The sequence below is a fragment of the Escherichia sp. WS1368 genome, assembly GCF_046487485.1.
GTDB classification, from domain to species: Bacteria; Pseudomonadota; Gammaproteobacteria; order Enterobacterales; family Enterobacteriaceae; genus Escherichia; species Escherichia coli.
The window spans coordinates 181,796-197,483 of sequence record NZ_JBJQJI010000004.1 but is presented as its reverse complement, the minus strand read 5'-3'; the positions used below and the strand labels follow the sequence as shown (position 1 = coordinate 197,483).

The 15,688-nt window shown below is 50.5% G+C and carries 14 protein-coding genes; 8 read left to right on the top strand and 6 right to left on the bottom strand.

All coding sequences use genetic code 11. The features are described from left to right. Positions 1-86: 86 nt before the first annotated feature. Positions 87-1,289 (bottom strand): nicotinate phosphoribosyltransferase, encoded by a 1,203-nt coding sequence (gene pncB, locus ACJHYD_RS12070; protein WP_001305916.1) that lies wholly within the window; start codon positions 1,287-1,289, stop codon positions 87-89. Positions 1,290-1,554: 265 nt separating this feature from the next. On the opposite strand from pncB, the gene pepN reads away from it, so the two are divergent. After that, on the top strand, positions 1,555-4,167 hold the full coding sequence (gene pepN, locus ACJHYD_RS12065; RefSeq protein WP_001550911.1) for an aminopeptidase N: 2,613 nt from the start codon (positions 1,555-1,557) through the stop codon (positions 4,165-4,167). A 41-nt stretch (positions 4,168-4,208) separates the two neighbouring features. Here the strand turns inward: pepN and ssuB are convergent, their stop codons facing one another. From ssuB to ssuE, 5 genes are read right to left on the bottom strand one after another with little or no spacing between them, the layout of a single operon-like run. After that, complete coding sequence (gene ssuB / locus ACJHYD_RS12060) at positions 4,209-4,976, bottom strand: aliphatic sulfonates ABC transporter ATP-binding protein (protein ID WP_001550912.1); 768 nt, start codon at positions 4,974-4,976, stop codon at positions 4,209-4,211. Then, the gene (gene ssuC, locus ACJHYD_RS12055; protein ID WP_000235203.1) at positions 4,973-5,764 is read right to left on the bottom strand and encodes an aliphatic sulfonate ABC transporter permease SsuC; all 792 of its coding nucleotides are present in this window, start codon (positions 5,762-5,764) and stop codon (positions 4,973-4,975) included. The genes ssuB and ssuC overlap by 4 nt, the downstream gene beginning before the upstream one ends. An 11-nt stretch (positions 5,765-5,775) precedes the next feature. Continuing rightward, entirely contained in the window at positions 5,776-6,921 is a 1,146-nt protein-coding gene (gene ssuD / locus ACJHYD_RS12050) for an FMNH2-dependent alkanesulfonate monooxygenase (protein WP_000055996.1), read from the bottom strand. Beyond that, positions 6,918-7,877, bottom strand: coding sequence for an aliphatic sulfonate ABC transporter substrate-binding protein SsuA (gene ssuA, locus ACJHYD_RS12045; RefSeq protein WP_001244354.1), 960 nt, complete (start codon positions 7,875-7,877; stop codon positions 6,918-6,920). Before ssuA ends, ssuD begins: the two co-directional genes overlap by 4 nt. Then, a complete protein-coding gene (gene ssuE, locus ACJHYD_RS12040; RefSeq protein WP_001550913.1) occupies positions 7,870-8,445 on the bottom strand; it encodes an NADPH-dependent FMN reductase in 576 nt (191 codons plus the stop codon). Before ssuE ends, ssuA begins: the two co-directional genes overlap by 8 nt. 355 nt (positions 8,446-8,800) lie before the next feature. Between ssuE and ACJHYD_RS12035 the strand changes: the two genes are divergently transcribed. The 7 genes from ACJHYD_RS12035 to ACJHYD_RS12005 all read left to right on the top strand — a co-directional run bounded on the left by ACJHYD_RS12035 (position 8,801) and on the right by ACJHYD_RS12005 (position 15,590). Next, entirely contained in the window at positions 8,801-9,340 is a 540-nt protein-coding gene (locus ACJHYD_RS12035) for a fimbrial protein (RefSeq protein ID WP_000750289.1), read from the top strand. An 82-nt stretch (positions 9,341-9,422) separates the two neighbouring features. Beyond that, complete coding sequence (locus ACJHYD_RS12030) at positions 9,423-10,124, top strand: molecular chaperone (protein ID WP_001550914.1); 702 nt, start codon at positions 9,423-9,425, stop codon at positions 10,122-10,124. A gap of 24 nt (positions 10,125-10,148) precedes the next feature. Beyond that, positions 10,149-12,749, top strand: coding sequence for a fimbrial biogenesis usher protein (locus ACJHYD_RS12025; RefSeq protein ID WP_001550915.1), 2,601 nt, complete (start codon positions 10,149-10,151; stop codon positions 12,747-12,749). After that, the gene (locus tag ACJHYD_RS12020; protein ID WP_001550916.1) at positions 12,740-13,810 is read left to right on the top strand and encodes a fimbrial protein; all 1,071 of its coding nucleotides are present in this window, start codon (positions 12,740-12,742) and stop codon (positions 13,808-13,810) included. The genes ACJHYD_RS12025 and ACJHYD_RS12020 overlap by 10 nt, the downstream gene beginning before the upstream one ends. Positions 13,811-13,821: 11 nt before the next feature. After that, entirely contained in the window at positions 13,822-14,364 is a 543-nt protein-coding gene (locus tag ACJHYD_RS12015) for a fimbrial protein (protein ID WP_000730623.1), read from the top strand. Between the two features lie 7 nt (positions 14,365-14,371). After that, positions 14,372-14,887: a fimbrial protein gene (locus tag ACJHYD_RS12010; RefSeq protein WP_019842300.1), complete on the top strand. Its 516-nt coding sequence runs from the start codon at positions 14,372-14,374 to the stop codon at positions 14,885-14,887. Beyond that, positions 14,853-15,590 (top strand): fimbrial chaperone, encoded by a 738-nt coding sequence (locus tag ACJHYD_RS12005; RefSeq protein WP_160362612.1) that lies wholly within the window; start codon positions 14,853-14,855, stop codon positions 15,588-15,590. The genes ACJHYD_RS12010 and ACJHYD_RS12005 overlap by 35 nt, the downstream gene beginning before the upstream one ends. Positions 15,591-15,688: the final 98 nt, after the last annotated feature.

Here is a 15,688-nt window from a genome sequence, read left to right as displayed (position 1 = left end):
CAATCAGACAAGCAGAATTCGCAAATGCAGCGAAAGATTTCGGAATTAAAGGTAAAAAAAGGGAGCCGATTAGCTCCCTGATGATATTAACTGGCTTTTTTAATATGCGGAAGGTCGAACGCTTTGCGCAGCGCCCGAACAAACGCTTTATCGTGGCAGATAGTTTTGCCAGGGCTGTCAGAAAGTTTCGCCACCGGTTTACCGTTACACTCTACCAACTTAATCACAATATTCAGGGGTTTTACCTGGGGGATATCGCAGGTCAGGCGAGTCCCAATACCAAAACTTAATTGCACGCGGGAAGAGAAGTGGCGGTATAGCTCAACCGCTTTGCGTAAATCCAGATTGTCAGAGAAAACCAGCGTTTTACTCTGTGGATCAATTCCCAGCTTCTCATAATGTGCAATGGCTTTTTCACCCCATTCAACCGGGTCGCCGGAGTCATGACGCAGGCCCTGATAGCGACTGGCGAACTCGACACCGAAATCACGCAGGAAAGCATCCATAGTGATGCAGTCGGTTAATGCAATGCCAAGTTGGTCGGGATATTCTTCCAGCCAGGCAGCAAGTGCAGCTCGCTGGCTGTTGGCTAGATCCGGGCTGATTTGCTGATGCGCCTGGAACCATTCGTGTGCTTGTGTTCCCATTGGCGTGAGGGAAAGCCGACGCGCCAGATCGTAGTTGCTGGTGCCCACGAACCAGGATTCCTGTTGGAGACGTTTCACGATGGTTTCTTGTACTTCACGAGAAAAACGTCGGCGGGTGCCAAAATCCATCAGATGGAAGCGCGACATATCAAGACCGGCGGTTAATGCCGAGAAGTCGGCTAATTTGCTTTCCAGCGTGTCGAGGGCTTGCGCAACGTCGGCCTGCGGTGAGCGATAGCGATGTACCATTTCACTGATAACCGCCAGCAAAGGAACTTCCCAGAGGATGACTTCACGCCACGGGCCGCTTAAACGAATATCCAGCTTGCCATTATCGTTGGACACGGTGACTTGTTCCGGGTTAAAGCGGAACTCGCGTAGCCAGTTAAGATAGTCGGCCTTAAAGAAAGGCAGGGCTGAGAGCCATTGATATTCATCATCCTGCAGGCGCAGGTGCTGCATCGCCTGAACCTGTTCACGAATAGCATCGGCATAAATACCCAGCAGATCGTCACCTCGGCAACGAAACTCCGCCGCGACATGCACATCGTAATAGTGATGAAACACGGCTTGCTGCATATGCAACTTATAAGCATCTGTATCCAGCAACGAGTGCAGAACAGGAGAAGCGAATTGTGTCATAGGTGCGCAGTAGCGTCCTCGTACAGGAGCGTTTAGTACAATAAACATCTTCAGGAACTGCTGGAGTATACCTTGTTTCGCAATTTATTGAACCCCGATCACACCATATGCCACCTTTCTGGTCGATGGCATTACGCGGTGCATGTTATAAAAATGTAGCAATAAAGGCGTTTGTACCTGAAAAGATGAAGATTCTGCATAGCGCGATTTACGCAACAGGAATAGACTGAACACCAGACTCTATAAAAGATGCTAAAGGTTATTTATGACTCAACAGCCACAAGCCAAATACCGTCACGATTATCGTGCGCCGGATTACCAGATTACTGATATTGACTTGACCTTTGACCTGGACGCGCAAAAGACGGTCGTTACCGCGGTCAGCCAGGCTGTCCGTAATGGTGCATCAGATGCTCCGCTTCGTCTTGATGGCGAAGATCTTAAACTGGTTTCTGTTCATATTAATGATGAGCCGTGGACCGCCTGGAAAGAAGAAGAGGGCGCACTGGTCATCAGTAATTTGCCGGAGCGTTTTACGCTTAAGATCGTTAATGAAATTAGCCCGGCGACGAATACCGCGCTGGAAGGGCTTTATCAGTCAGGCGATGCGCTTTGCACTCAGTGTGAAGCCGAAGGTTTCCGCCATATTACGTATTATCTTGACCGCCCGGACGTACTGGCGCGTTTTACCACCAAAATTATTGCCGATAAAACCAAATATCCCTTCCTGCTTTCCAACGGTAACCGCGTTGCGCAAGGCGAACTGGAAAACGGACGTCATTGGGTACAGTGGCAGGACCCGTTCCCGAAACCGTGCTACCTGTTTGCGTTGGTGGCAGGCGACTTCGACGTGCTGCGCGACACCTTCACCACGCGTTCTGGTCGCGAAGTTGCGCTGGAGCTGTACGTCGATCGCGGCAACCTTGATCGTGCGCCGTGGGCGATGACCTCGCTGAAAAACTCCATGAAATGGGATGAAGAACGCTTCGGCCTGGAGTATGACCTCGACATCTATATGATCGTCGCGGTGGATTTCTTCAATATGGGCGCAATGGAGAATAAAGGTCTGAATATCTTTAACTCCAAATATGTGCTGGCCCGTACCGACACCGCCACCGATAAAGATTACCTCGATATTGAGCGTGTTATTGGTCACGAATATTTCCACAACTGGACCGGTAACCGTGTGACCTGCCGCGACTGGTTCCAGCTCAGCCTGAAAGAAGGTTTAACCGTGTTCCGCGATCAGGAGTTCAGCTCTGACCTTGGTTCCCGCGCGGTAAACCGTATCAACAACGTGCGCACCATGCGCGGATTGCAGTTTGCGGAAGACGCCAGCCCGATGGCGCACCCGATCCGCCCGGATATGGTCATTGAGATGAACAACTTCTACACCCTGACCGTTTACGAGAAGGGCGCGGAAGTGATTCGCATGATCCACACCCTGCTGGGCGAAGAAAACTTCCAGAAAGGGATGCAGCTTTATTTCGAGCGTCATGATGGTAGTGCAGCGACCTGTGACGACTTTGTGCAGGCGATGGAAGATGCATCGAATGTCGATCTCTCTCATTTCCGCCGTTGGTACAGCCAGTCCGGTACGCCGGTTGTGACCGTCAAAGACGACTACAATCCAGAAACCGAGCAGTACACCCTGACCATCAGCCAGCGCACGCCAGCTACGCCGGATCAGGCAGAAAAACAGCCGCTGCATATTCCGTTTGCCATCGAACTGTATGATAACGAAGGCAAAGTGATCCCGTTGCAGAAAGGCGGTCATCCGGTCAATTCGGTGCTGAACGTCACCCAGGCGGAACAGACCTTTGTCTTTGATAATGTCTACTTCCAGCCGGTGCCTGCGCTGCTGTGCGAATTCTCTGCGCCAGTGAAACTGGAATATAAGTGGAGCGATCAGCAACTGACCTTCCTGATGCGTCATGCGCGTAATGATTTCTCCCGCTGGGATGCGGCGCAAAGCCTGCTGGCAACCTACATCAAGCTGAACGTCGCGCGTCATCAGCAAGGGCAGCCGCTGTCTCTGCCGGTGCATGTGGCTGACGCTTTCCGCGCGGTGCTGCTTGATGAGAAGATTGATCCGGCACTGGCGGCAGAAATCCTGACGCTGCCTTCCGTCAATGAAATGGCAGAACTGTTCGATATCATCGACCCGATTGCTATTGCTGAAGTACGCGAAGCACTCACTCGTACTCTGGCGACTGAACTGGCGGATGAGCTACTGGCTATTTACAACGCGAATTACCAGAGCGAGTACCGTGTTGAGCATGAAGATATTGCAAAACGCACTCTGCGTAATGCCTGCCTGCGCTTCCTTGCTTTTGGTGAAACGCATCTGGCTGACGTGCTGGTGAGCAAGCAATACCATGAAGCAAACAATATGACCGATGCGCTGGCAGCGCTTTCTGCGGCGGTTGCTGCACAGCTGCCTTGCCGTGACGCGCTGATGCAGGAGTACGACGACAAGTGGCATCAGGATGGTCTGGTGATGGATAAATGGTTTATCCTGCAAGCCACCAGCCCGGCGGCGAATGTGCTGGAGACGGTGCGTGGCCTGTTGCAGCATCGCTCATTTACCATGAGCAACCCGAACCGTATTCGTTCGTTGATTGGTGCGTTTGCGGGCAGCAACCCGGCAGCGTTCCATGCCGAAGATGGCAGCGGTTACCAGTTCCTGGTGGAAATGCTAACCGATCTCAACAGCCGTAACCCGCAGGTGGCTTCACGCCTGATTGAGCCGCTGATTCGCCTGAAACGTTATGATGCCAAACGTCAGGAGAAAATGCGCGCGGCGCTGGAACAGTTGAAAGGGCTGGAAAATCTCTCTGGCGATCTGTACGAGAAGATAACTAAAGCACTGGCTTAAAAAATAACCGAATGGCGGCAATAGCGCCGCCATTCGGGAATTTACCCCTGTTTTCTCAGGCGAGTTTCAGATTCACCACGCTGCATCACCCGTTGCAACACTTCCGCTTCCAGCTCCGCTAATCGCACCGACCCTAACCGGCGCGGACGGGGGATATCCACCGTCAAATCCAGACCAATTTTTCCCTCTTCAATTAACAACACCCGGTCAGCCATTGCTACCGCTTCGCTCACATCATGCGTCACCAACAGTACGGTAAAGCCGTGCTCCTGCCAAAGTGACACAATCAAATCCTGCATCTCCAGTCGCGTTAAGGCGTCCAGCGCCCCGAGCGGTTCATCAAGCAACAACAATCCCGGTCGATGAATCAACGCTCTTGCCAGCGCCACACGCTGTTTCTGCCCGCCAGAAAGTGCGGCAGGCCATTCCCGCGCGCGATTCTCCAGCCCTACCGCAGCCAGCGCCCGACGCGCGGCATCGCGCCACTGACCTTGAAGGCCCAGCCCAACGTTATCAATCACCGATTTCCACGGTAGCAGACGCGCATCCTGAAACATCATTCGCGTGTCTTCCTGAATCTCAGCCAGCGGTGTGGTACCCGCTAACACATCGCCTGCGGTTGGCGTTTCCAGACCTGCCAGCAGGCGCAGCAAGGTACTTTTGCCACCACCGCTGCGGCCCACCACCGCCACAAACTGACCTGCCGGAATATGTAAATCCAGTTGGTTCAGGACGATATTTTCTGCGTAATGTTTGCTTACTGCATTGAGCAACAATGGTGTGCCCTGGTTCAGACGAGCAGTATTCATACCGTGGCCTCCTTCAAATGATAAGCCGGGTTCCAGCGCAACCAGAGGCGCTCTAACAGCTGCGCGCTGACGTCAGCAAGTTTGCCGAGCAGGGCGTAAAGAATAATAGCGACAACCACCACGTCCGTTTGCAGAAACTCCCGCGCATTCATCGCCAGATAACCAATGCCGGAATTGGCAGAAATAGTTTCGGCAACGATCAGTGTCAGCCACATCAGGCCCAACGCAAAACGCACGCCGACCATAATTGAGGGCAGGGCGCCAGGCAGGATCACATGGATAAACAGCGGTATGCCGGATAATCCATAGCTACGCGCCATCTCCACCAGCCCGCGATCGATATTACGGATGCCATGCCAGGTGTTGATATAAATGGGGAATAGCGTGCCAAGCGCCACCAGAAAGATTTTTGCGGATTCATCAATGCCAAACCACAAAATCACCAGCGGGATCAGCGCCAGATGCGGCACGTTGCGCAACATCTGAATTGAGGTATCCAGCAGCCGTTCTCCCCAGCGCGACAGCCCGCTAATCAGTCCCAGAATCAAGCCCAGCGATCCGCCAATTGAAAAGCCAATGAGCGCCCGCCAGGAGCTGATCGCCAGATGCTGCCACAATTCGCCGCTGGCGGAGAGCGTCCAGAACGCCGTCACCACTCCTTCCGGAGAGGGCAAAATACGCGTCGACAGCCAGCCAACTGAGGAGGCCAGTTGCCACACCGCCACGATGCCCACCGGTAAAAACCAGGGGGCAACGCGCAATAACCACTTTTTCACTGGCGTTGCCATTATCGTGTTCCTTAGCTTTGCGCGACTTTACGGGGGATAAAATCATTTGCCACCGCTTCGCCTTGCGGATTCAGCGGCTGCGGCTGGGGAATTTCCGGGATGGCGACATCCAGATGCGGGAACAGCAATTCGCCAACCCGATACGCTTCTTCCAGATGCGGGTAGCCCGAAAGCACAAAACTGTCGATGCCAAGTGCAGCGTATTCGTTGATTCGCGCGGCGACCGTCGGACCATCGCCCACCAGCGCCGTCCCGGCACCGCCGCGCACTAAGCCAACGCCCGCCCATAAATTGGGGCTGATCTCCAGATTGTCGCGCTTGCCGTTATGTAGCGCCGCCATTCGCTGTTGTCCTACGGAATCCGTCCGGGCAAATGCGGCTTGTGCTTTGGCGATGGTCTCATCATCAAGATGCGAGATTAACCGCTCGGCGGCCTGCCACGCTTCGTCGTTGGTTTCACGAACAATCACATGCAGACGAATACCGAAACGAATTTTGCGTCCATGCGCGGCAGCTTTCGCCCGCACTTGTTCGATTTTCTCTTTAACAAGTTCCGGCGGTTCGCCCCAGGTGAGGTAGAGATCAACTTGTTCTGCCGCCAGCTCCTGGGCGACATCTGACGATCCGCCAAAGTAAAGCGGAGGATACGGCTGTTGAATCGGCGGGAAGAGTAGTTTGGCTCCGCGCACATGAATATGTTTACCGTTGAAATTGACGGTTTCCCCCAGCAATAAGCGCCGCCAGACCTGGGTAAATTCCGCCGAGGCTTCGTAGCGCTCGCTATGATCAAGGAACACGCCGTCGCCTGCCAGCTCTTGTGGATCGCTGCCTGTGACCAGATTAAACAACGCACGACCATTCGAGAGACGGTCAAGCGTGGCGGCCTGGCGGGCGGCAACGGTAGGTGAGGTTACGCTGGGACGCAGGGCGACAAGAAACTTCAGCCGTTGCGTCACCGGGATCATCGACGCCGCCACCAGCCACGCATCTTCACACGATCGTCCTGTTGGGATCAGCACACCGGTATAACCCAGACGATCCGCCGCTTGCGCAATTTGTTGCAGATAACCGTGATCAACCGGACGTGAACCTTCTTCCGTTCCCAGATAGTGCCCGTCACCATGGGTCGGTAAAAACCAGAACATATTCAGACTCATAATTGTTTTCCTTCCAGTTGAGTGGGCTGCCAGATGCGCTGGCGAATATCGACTTTTTTAGGCACCAGACGATTTTCATAAAACAGATCTGCCGTTTGCTGCTGTAAGGCGGCAACTTCGGCGTTAACCGGTTTGATGGTGGTAGGGGGGCGATGATCTAAATAAGAGGCAATCACCGGGGCCGGTAAGCCCATCGTTTTTGCCAGTAAAGCGATGCTTTGCTCGCGCTGGCTGCGGGTTAACGCATCGGCCTCACTAAAGGTTGCCAGTACGCCCTGAATAAAAGCGCCGTTTTTTTCTGCATACGGACGGGCAGCCAGATAAAACGATCCGGTTTGATTGAGATCGGTACCGTCTTTTAGCACCCGCACGCCGCCCTGTAATAATGCAGCGGAGTAGTAGGGATCCCAGATAGCCCATGCGTCGACGTTACCTTGCTGGAACGCGGCGCGAGCATCGGCAGGCGTCAGGTAAGTGGGCTGGATATCCGTGAATTTAAGCCCGGCCTGGCGTAGTGCGCGTAGTAAAAGATTGTGCGAGCTGGAACCTTTCTGAAAGGCAACTTTGTGACCTTTAAGATCGGCTACGGTTTTGATCGGGCTGTTTTCTGGCACCAGAATCACTTCGGCTTTGGGCTTCGGCGGCTCGACGCCCACGTACACCAAATCAGCCCCGGCAGCCTGGGCAAAGATTGGCGGAATATCTCCGGTACTGCCGAGATCAATACTGCCAACGTTTAACGCCTCCAGCATCTGTGGGCCAGCGGGGAACTCCACCCAGGAGATTTTGGTTTGCGGATAGCGTTTTTCCAGTAACTGGTGGCTTTTTGCCAGCACCATACCAATACTGCCTTTCTGATAGCCTATACGTAACGCTTCAGGAGAGGATTCTGCAGCAACCGCAATCGTAGAGACGCTAAGTAATCCCGCCAGCGCCAGTTGAATGATGTTACGCATGGGCATTACCTCGCAGAGACAGAAGGTCAGGAACCTGAACATCCCGACGGTGCAATGCCTGCCAGAAAGTTTCCAGCGCGGTATCAAGACGGGTTTGCAGATTTGGCGTGAACTGGGGTTTGTGGTGGTAATCAATTACTTGCGAGTCATCGGCAAACACGCCGTGCAGGATCTCCTGGGCTTTCAGCGCACTTAAAACTGGTTTAAGGGCGTAATCGACCGCCAGCAGATGAGCCACCGTGCCGCCCGTCGCCAGTGGCAGTACCACTTTGCCTTGCAAAGCGCGTTCTGGCAGCAGGTCGAGCAGGGTTTTCAGCGCACCGGAATAGGCGGCTTTATACACAGGCGTGGCGACTATCAGTCCATCGGCCTGTTGCAGTTGTTCGGTGAAGTTCTTGAGTGCCGGACTATCGAAACGAGCATAAAGCAGATCTTCCGGGGCAAAGTTTTGCAGATTCCAGTGATAAACCTCTACATCCAGGCCATTCAGTTTTTCCCGCGCATATTCCAGCAAGGAGCTGGAGCGAGAAGGAAAACGAGGACTACCCGCCAGGGTGATGACACGCATACTCTCTCCTTATAACCAATTGTTCTTGTTTTGTTAACATTGATAACAATTCGGTCAGTCTGTCGGAGAGACAAGAAAATGCCAAATATAAATTTTGTGTATCTTTTTCTGAAAATAAACTAAAGAAAGGGCTTTATATATCACGCATATTTATTTATTGGATAGTCATTAGATGTTGAATCAATGAATTACTCGTTCAGTTAATATTTAAATATTCATGAAATCTATAAATTAAAGATTTGTCACTTATTGGATTTAGTATGCTTGATTTAAATGGCGGACAATTATTGTTATTATTAAGTCTAATGTCATTTAAAGGCATTATCATATTTACGAAGAGATCAGGATGATAACGATGAAAAAAAGTGTATTGACGGCGTTTATAACTGTGGTATGTGCAACGTCCAGTGTTATGGCAGCTGATGATAATGCTATCACGGATGGCTCAGTAACATTTAATGGTAAAGTCATTGCCCCAGCGTGTACGCTGGTAGCTGCGACGAAAGATTCCGTGGTGACTTTGCCAGATGTTAGTGCTACGAAGTTGCAAAATAATGGCCAGGTTTCTGGGGTGCAAACTGATGTGCCAATTGAATTAAAAGATTGTGATATTACCGTAACAAAAAATGCAACGTTCACCTTTAATGGCACTGCGGATACTACGCAGATTACAGCGTTTGCTAATCAGGCCTCTACTGATGCTGCTACAAACGTGGCCCTGCAAATGTACATGAATGATGGCACAACGACCATCACGCCAGACACAGAAACCGGGAACATCTTGTTGCAGAATGGAGATCAGACGTTGACCTTTAAAGTTGATTATATCGCTACGGGTAAAGCCACTTCAGGTAATGTTAATGCGGTAACAAACTTCCATATTAACTATTATTAATAGAACACATTAATTGTTTTATTAATTATTCCCCCTCCAGTGTTCTGGAGGGGATATCCATATTTTTTAAGAGTGACTATTTATGAAAACTTGCATAACAAAGGGAATTGTGACCGTAAGTTTAACGGCAATATTACTCAGCTGTTCGTCCACATGGGCGGCAGGTAAAGGCGGGGTTGGACTTGCAGCAACACGTCTTGTTTATTCGGAAGGTGAAGAGCAAATTTCACTGGGTGTACGTAACACCAGTCCGGATGTTCCTTATCTGATTCAGTCATGGGTGATGACACCTGATAATAAAAAGTCAGCGGACTTTATTATTACACCACCGCTATTTGTGCTGAATCCGGCAAACGAGAATCTGTTACGCATTATGTATATTGGTCCGCCGTTGGCGAAAGACAGAGAAACTCTTTTCTTCACCAGCGTACGGGCAGTCCCTTCAACAACGAAGCGGGAAGAAGGCAATACCCTGAAGATTGCCACACAAAGCGTCATCAAACTTTTCTGGCGACCAAAAGGTTTAGCATATCCCTTAGCCGAGGCTCCGGCGAAACTGCGTTGCACTTCGTTAGCTGACATGGTTATGGTCAGTAACCCAACACCTTATTTCATTACCCTGACAGACCTGAAAATAGGTGGAAAAGTAGTTAAAAATCAAATGATCTCCCCCTTTGATAAATACCAATTCCCTCTGCCAAAGGGTGCTCAAAACAGTAGCGTAACGTACCGAACCATCAATGACTACGGGGCGGAAACGCCGCAACTCAACTGTAAATCGTAAGCCGTCTTCAGTTAAGAGAGCGAGATGCCTAGAACTCACCGACAACACAGCCTGTTAACCTCTGGTGGAGTGCCATCGTTTATTGGTGGGCTGGTGGTGTTTGTGTCGGCGGCGTTCAATGCACAAGCTGAAACCTGGTTCGATCCCGCCTTTTTCAAAGATGATCCCTCAATGGTGGCCGATTTGTCCCGTTTCGAAAGAGGGCAAAAAATAACGCCAGGCGTTTATCGTGTCGATATTGTTCTGAATCAGACAATGGTAGATACGCGCAACGTTAATTTTGTTGAGATAACGCCAGAGAAGGGGATTGCCGCCTGCTTGACTACTGAAAGCCTGGATGCAATGGGCGTGAATACTGATGCGTTTCCGGCTTTTAAACAACTGGACAAACAAGCGTGTGCGCCATTGGCAGAGATTATTCCGGATGCCAGCGTAACCTTTGATGTGAATAAACTCCGTCTGGAAATTTCAGTACCGCAAATTGCTATAAAAAGTAACGCCCGTGGCTATGTTCCCCCTGAACGCTGGGATGAAGGGATCAACGCACTATTACTGGGATATTCTTTTAGCGGGGCCAACAGTATTCATAGCAGTTCAGATAGTGATTCCACAGATAGCTATTTTTTGAATTTAAACAGTGGCGTGAATTTAGGTCCGTGGCGATTGCGCAATAATTCCACGTGGAGTCGTAGTAGCGGCCAAACCGCAGAATGGAAGAATCTCAGCAGCTATTTGCAGCGGGCGGTTATTCCTCTGAAAGGCGAACTGACCGTCGGTGATGATTATACCGCAGGCGATTTTTTCGACAGCGTCAGCTTTCGTGGCGTACAGCTGGCGTCAGATGACAACATGCTGCCAGACAGCCTGAAAGGGTTTGCGCCTGTGGTGCGTGGTATCGCCAAAAGCAATGCCCAGATAACGATTAAGCAAAACGGCTACACCATTTACCAAACTTATGTCTCGCCAGGCGCTTTTGAGATTAGTGATCTCTACTCCACGTCGTCGAGCGGTGATTTGCTGGTTGAAATAAAAGAAGCTGACGGCAGCATCAATAGTTACAGCGTGCCCTTTTCCAGTGTGCCATTACTCCAGCGTCAGGGGCGAATCAAATACGCGGTGACGCTGGCGAAATACAGAACCAATAGTAATGATCAGCAAGAAAGTAAATTTGCTCAGGCCACGCTGCAATGGGGCGGACCGTGGGGAACGACCTGGTATGGCGGTGGACAATATGCTGAATATTACCGTGCCGCTATGTTGGGGCTGGGTTTTAACCTCGGCGATTTCGGAGCGATTTCGTTCGACGCGACCCAGGCGAAAAGTACACTGGCAGACCAAAGTGAACATAAAGGGCAGTCATATCGTTTTCTGTATGCCAAAACGCTCAACCAATTGGGCACTAACTTTCAATTGATGGGCTATCGCTATTCGACGTCAGGCTTCTACACCCTTTCCGACACCATGTATAAACACATGGATGGCTACGAATTTAATGACGGTGATGATGAAGATACGCCGATGTGGTCGCGTTATTACAATTTGTTTTACACCAAACGTGGCAAACTGCAGGTCAATATCTCCCAGCAATTAGGCGATTACGGTTCGTTTTATTTAAGTGGTAGCCAGCAAACATACTGGCATACCGATCAACAGGATCGGCTATTACAGTTTGGCTACAACACGCAAATTAAAGATCTCTCACTGGGCGTTTCCTGGAACTACAGTAAGTCCCGTGGTCAACCTGATGCTGATCAAGTATTTGCACTTAATTTTTCCCTGCCGCTCAATCTGTTGCTCCCCAGAAGTAATGATAGCTATACCAGGAAAAAAAATTACGCATGGATGACCTCTAATACCAGTATCGATAACGAAGGGCACACTACACAAAATCTTGGTTTAACGGAGACACTGCTCGATGACGGTAACCTGAGCTACAGCGTGCAACAGGGATATAACAGCGAGGGGAAAACGGCGAATGGTAGCGCCAGCATGGACTACAAAGGGGCGTTTGCGGATGCCCGAGTGGGCTACAACTACAGCGATAGCGGTAGCCAACAACAACTTAACTACGCCCTTTCAGGCAGTTTAGTTGCCCATTCACGGGGCATTACCCTGGGGCAATCACTGGGGGAAACCAACGTTCTGATTGCAGCACCAGGCGCGGAAAATACTCGTGTGGCGAATAGCACCGGGCTGAAAACTGACTGGCGCGGATATACCGTTGTCCCCTATGCCACTTCTTATCGTGAAAATCGAATCGTACTTGATGCTGCATCGTTAAAACGTAACGTGGATCTTGAAAATGCAGTAGTAAATGTAGTTCCCACCAAAGGGGCGTTGGTTCTGGCGGAGTTCAATGCCCATGCGGGGGCGAGGGTATTAATGAAAACATCAAAGCAGGGTATACCGCTGCGATTTGGCGCGATAGCAACGCTGGATGGGGTACAGACCAATAGCGGCATAATTGATGACGATGGCTCGCTCTATATGTCCGGTTTGCCCGCTCAGGGAGCGATAACTGTACGCTGGGGTGAAGCTCCCGATCAAATTTGTCATATCAGTTACCAGCTTACCGAACAACAAATTAACGCTGCGATTACGCGAATGGATGCCATATGCAGATAATCTATGGAGAAAAATGCGTGTCATTACTACGACTATTTTTTGCCGCCATCTTAATGCTATGGTGCGCTCAAACTATGGCTTATACCGGGCAGTGCCATACCGCTCAGGGGAATCCGTATATTGGCGTCAATTTTGGCGTTAAAACCCTGGATGAAGAAGAAAATACGGCCGGAGTAGTTAAAGACAAATTTTATCAGTGGAACGAATCGAATGATTACTATGTTTCTTGTGATTGCGATAAAGACAATGTCAGGAGTGGCAGATGGGCATTCGCTGCGGATTCACCGTTAGTCTATTTAGGCGACAGCTGGTACAAAATTAATGACTATCTTGCCGCCAGGGTTTTATTACAGGTTAAAGGTAATTCTCCTACGGCGGTTCCATTCGAAAACGTGGGCACCGGGGGGGATACCCGATGGCATATTTGCGATCCCGGCGGTCAACGTTTAGGCGGCCAGGGGGCTAGCGGTAATAGCGGTAGCTTTTCCCTGAAAATATTGCAGCCGTTCATTGGCTCGGTCGTCATTCCTCCTATGACGCTGGCACGATTGTTTGAATGCTACAACATACCCGCAGGGGATTCCTGTACGTCGTCAGGCGACCCGGTTTTAGTGTATTACCTGTCTGGCACGATCAATTCACTTGGCTCATGTTCCGTCAATGCCGGAGAGACAATCGAGGTCGATCTGGGCGATGTATTTGCGGCTAATTTTCGTGTTGTAGGGCATAAGCCTCTTGGGGCCAGAACGGCTGAACTCGCAATCCCTGTCAGGTGTAACACTGGAAACGCTGGGTTAGTTAAGGTCAACCTGAGTCTGACGGCAACTTCAGACCCCAGCTATCCCCAGGCGATTAAGACTTCACGTCCTGGCGTGGGCATTGTGGTGACCGATAGCCAGAACAACATTATTTCCCCGGCGGGTGGAACACTACCGCTCTCTATTCCTGATGATGCAGACAGTATCGCGCGAATGAATGTCTATCCGGTTAGCACGACAGGCGTACCACCAGAAACCGGGCGATTTGAAGCCACGGCAACGGTGAGAATAAATTTTGATTAACGCGTGAACGTATGAAGAAAAAAACAATATTTCAGTACGTTATCTTGTTCTTTAGCTTTCTTAACACCCATGTCGGGATGGCTGGGCCTGAACAAGTCAGTATGCATATTTATGGTAATGTGGTCGATCAGGGCTGTGATGTTGCCACCAAAAGCGCATTACAAAATATTCATATTGGCGATTTTAATATCAGTGATTTTCAGGCTGCGAATACCGTAAGCACAGCTGCTGATTTGAATATCGATATCACCGGTTGTGCCGCTGGTATTACTGGCGCGGACGTCCTTTTTAGCGGCGAGGCTGACACCCTTGCGCCGACACTACTCAAACTAACTGACACAGGCGGAAGCGGTGGTATGGCAACGGGGATTGCCGTGCAAATTCTTGATGCGCAAAGTCAGCAAGAAATCCCGCTCAATCAGGTCCAGCCTCTTACGCCCTTAAAAGCGGGGGATAACACACTCAAATATCAACTTCGTTATAAGTCCACAAAGGCGGGGGCTACGGGCGGTAATGCGACGGCGGTTCTCTATTTTGATCTGGTTTACCAGTGAAGGAGTGATGTTGAAACGGATAATCTGGATTCTGTGCTTACTGGGTTTAACGGGGAGTTGTGAGCTATTTGCCCATGATGGCACGGTCAACATCAGCGGATCGTTTCGCCGTAATACATGCGTGCTGGCACAGGATAGCAAGCAAATCAATGTGCAGTTAGGCGATGTCTCGCTGACACGTTTTTCTCATGGGAACTATGGCCCGGAGAAATCTTTCATCATTAATTTGCAGGATTGCGGAACAGATGTCAGCACGGTTGACGTTACCTTTTCAGGAACACCCGACGGAATGCAGAGCGAAATGCTGTCCATTGAAAGTGGTACGGATGCAGCCAGTGGGCTGGCAATTGCTATTCTGGATGATGTGAAAATATTGATTCCGCTTAACCAGGCGAGTAAAGACTACAGCCTACATAGCGGTAAGGTGCCATTAACTTTTTATGCGCAATTGCGACCTGTTAATAGCGATGTGCAGTCGGGTAAAGTGAATGCCAGCGCGACATTTGTACTTCATTATGACTAATACGTGGAACAGATTGACGCTCTCGATTTTTGCCGTTTTATCGCTGCTGGTGGCGGGGGAATTGCAGGCAGGAGTGGTGGTTGGCGGAACGCGATTTATCTTCCCGGCAGACAGAGAATCGATATCTATTTCACTGACTAATACCAGTCAGGATTCCTGGCTTATTAACAGTAAAATCAATCGCCCAACGCGTTGGGCCGGGGGGGAAGCGTCGACAGTGCCAGCACCATTACTGGCCGCTCCGCCACTTATTCTCCTGAAGCCCGGTACTACAGGCACGTTGCGCTTGCTGAGAACGGAAAGCGACATCTTGCCTGTGGATCGCGAAACGCTATTTGAGTTAAGCATTGCCAGCGTACCATCCGGCAAAGTTGAAAATCAGAGCGTAAAAGTGGCGATGCGCTCGGTATTTAAACTGTTCTGGCGACCCGAAGGTTTGCCGGGCGACCTGCTGGAAGCTTATCAACAATTACGCTGGACACGGAATTCGCAGGGTGTACAACTCACTAACCCAACGCCTTACTACATTAACCTGATTCAGGTGAGCGTAAATGGTAAAGCGTTAAGTAATGCGGGAGTTGTGCCACCTAAAAGCCAGCGTCAGACAAGCTGGTGTCAGGCAATAGCACCGTGTCATGTCTCCTGGCGGACGATAAATGATTACGGCGGGTTGAGTGCAAAGAAGGAGCAAAATCTGCTCTGAAACAGGCTCGGAAAACGTTTGCGCTTTTTTTGCCACAGGTCAATTCCCTTTTGGTCCGAACTCGCACATAATACGCCCCCGGTTTGCACACCGGGAAT

Coding starts and splice junctions, on each gene's coding strand:
- pncB (WP_001305916.1), bottom strand. CDS start 1,289: ATGACACAATTCGCTTCTCCTGTTCTGCACTCGTTGCTGGATACAGAT.
- pepN (WP_001550911.1), top strand. CDS start 1,555: ATGACTCAACAGCCACAAGCCAAATACCGTCACGATTATCGTGCGCCG.
- ssuB (WP_001550912.1), bottom strand. CDS start 4,976: ATGAATACTGCTCGTCTGAACCAGGGCACACCATTGTTGCTCAATGCA.
- ssuC (WP_000235203.1), bottom strand. CDS start 5,764: ATGGCAACGCCAGTGAAAAAGTGGTTATTGCGCGTTGCCCCCTGGTTT.
- ssuD (WP_000055996.1), bottom strand. CDS start 6,921: ATGAGTCTGAATATGTTCTGGTTTTTACCGACCCATGGTGACGGGCAC.
- ssuA (WP_001244354.1), bottom strand. CDS start 7,877: ATGCGTAACATCATTCAACTGGCGCTGGCGGGATTACTTAGCGTCTCT.
- ssuE (WP_001550913.1), bottom strand. CDS start 8,445: ATGCGTGTCATCACCCTGGCGGGTAGTCCTCGTTTTCCTTCTCGCTCC.
- ACJHYD_RS12035 (WP_000750289.1), top strand. CDS start 8,801: ATGAAAAAAAGTGTATTGACGGCGTTTATAACTGTGGTATGTGCAACG.
- ACJHYD_RS12030 (WP_001550914.1), top strand. CDS start 9,423: ATGAAAACTTGCATAACAAAGGGAATTGTGACCGTAAGTTTAACGGCA.
- ACJHYD_RS12025 (WP_001550915.1), top strand. CDS start 10,149: ATGCCTAGAACTCACCGACAACACAGCCTGTTAACCTCTGGTGGAGTG.
- ACJHYD_RS12020 (WP_001550916.1), top strand. CDS start 12,740: ATGCAGATAATCTATGGAGAAAAATGCGTGTCATTACTACGACTATTT.
- ACJHYD_RS12015 (WP_000730623.1), top strand. CDS start 13,822: ATGAAGAAAAAAACAATATTTCAGTACGTTATCTTGTTCTTTAGCTTT.
- ACJHYD_RS12010 (WP_019842300.1), top strand. CDS start 14,372: ATGTTGAAACGGATAATCTGGATTCTGTGCTTACTGGGTTTAACGGGG.
- ACJHYD_RS12005 (WP_160362612.1), top strand. CDS start 14,853: ATGCCAGCGCGACATTTGTACTTCATTATGACTAATACGTGGAACAGA.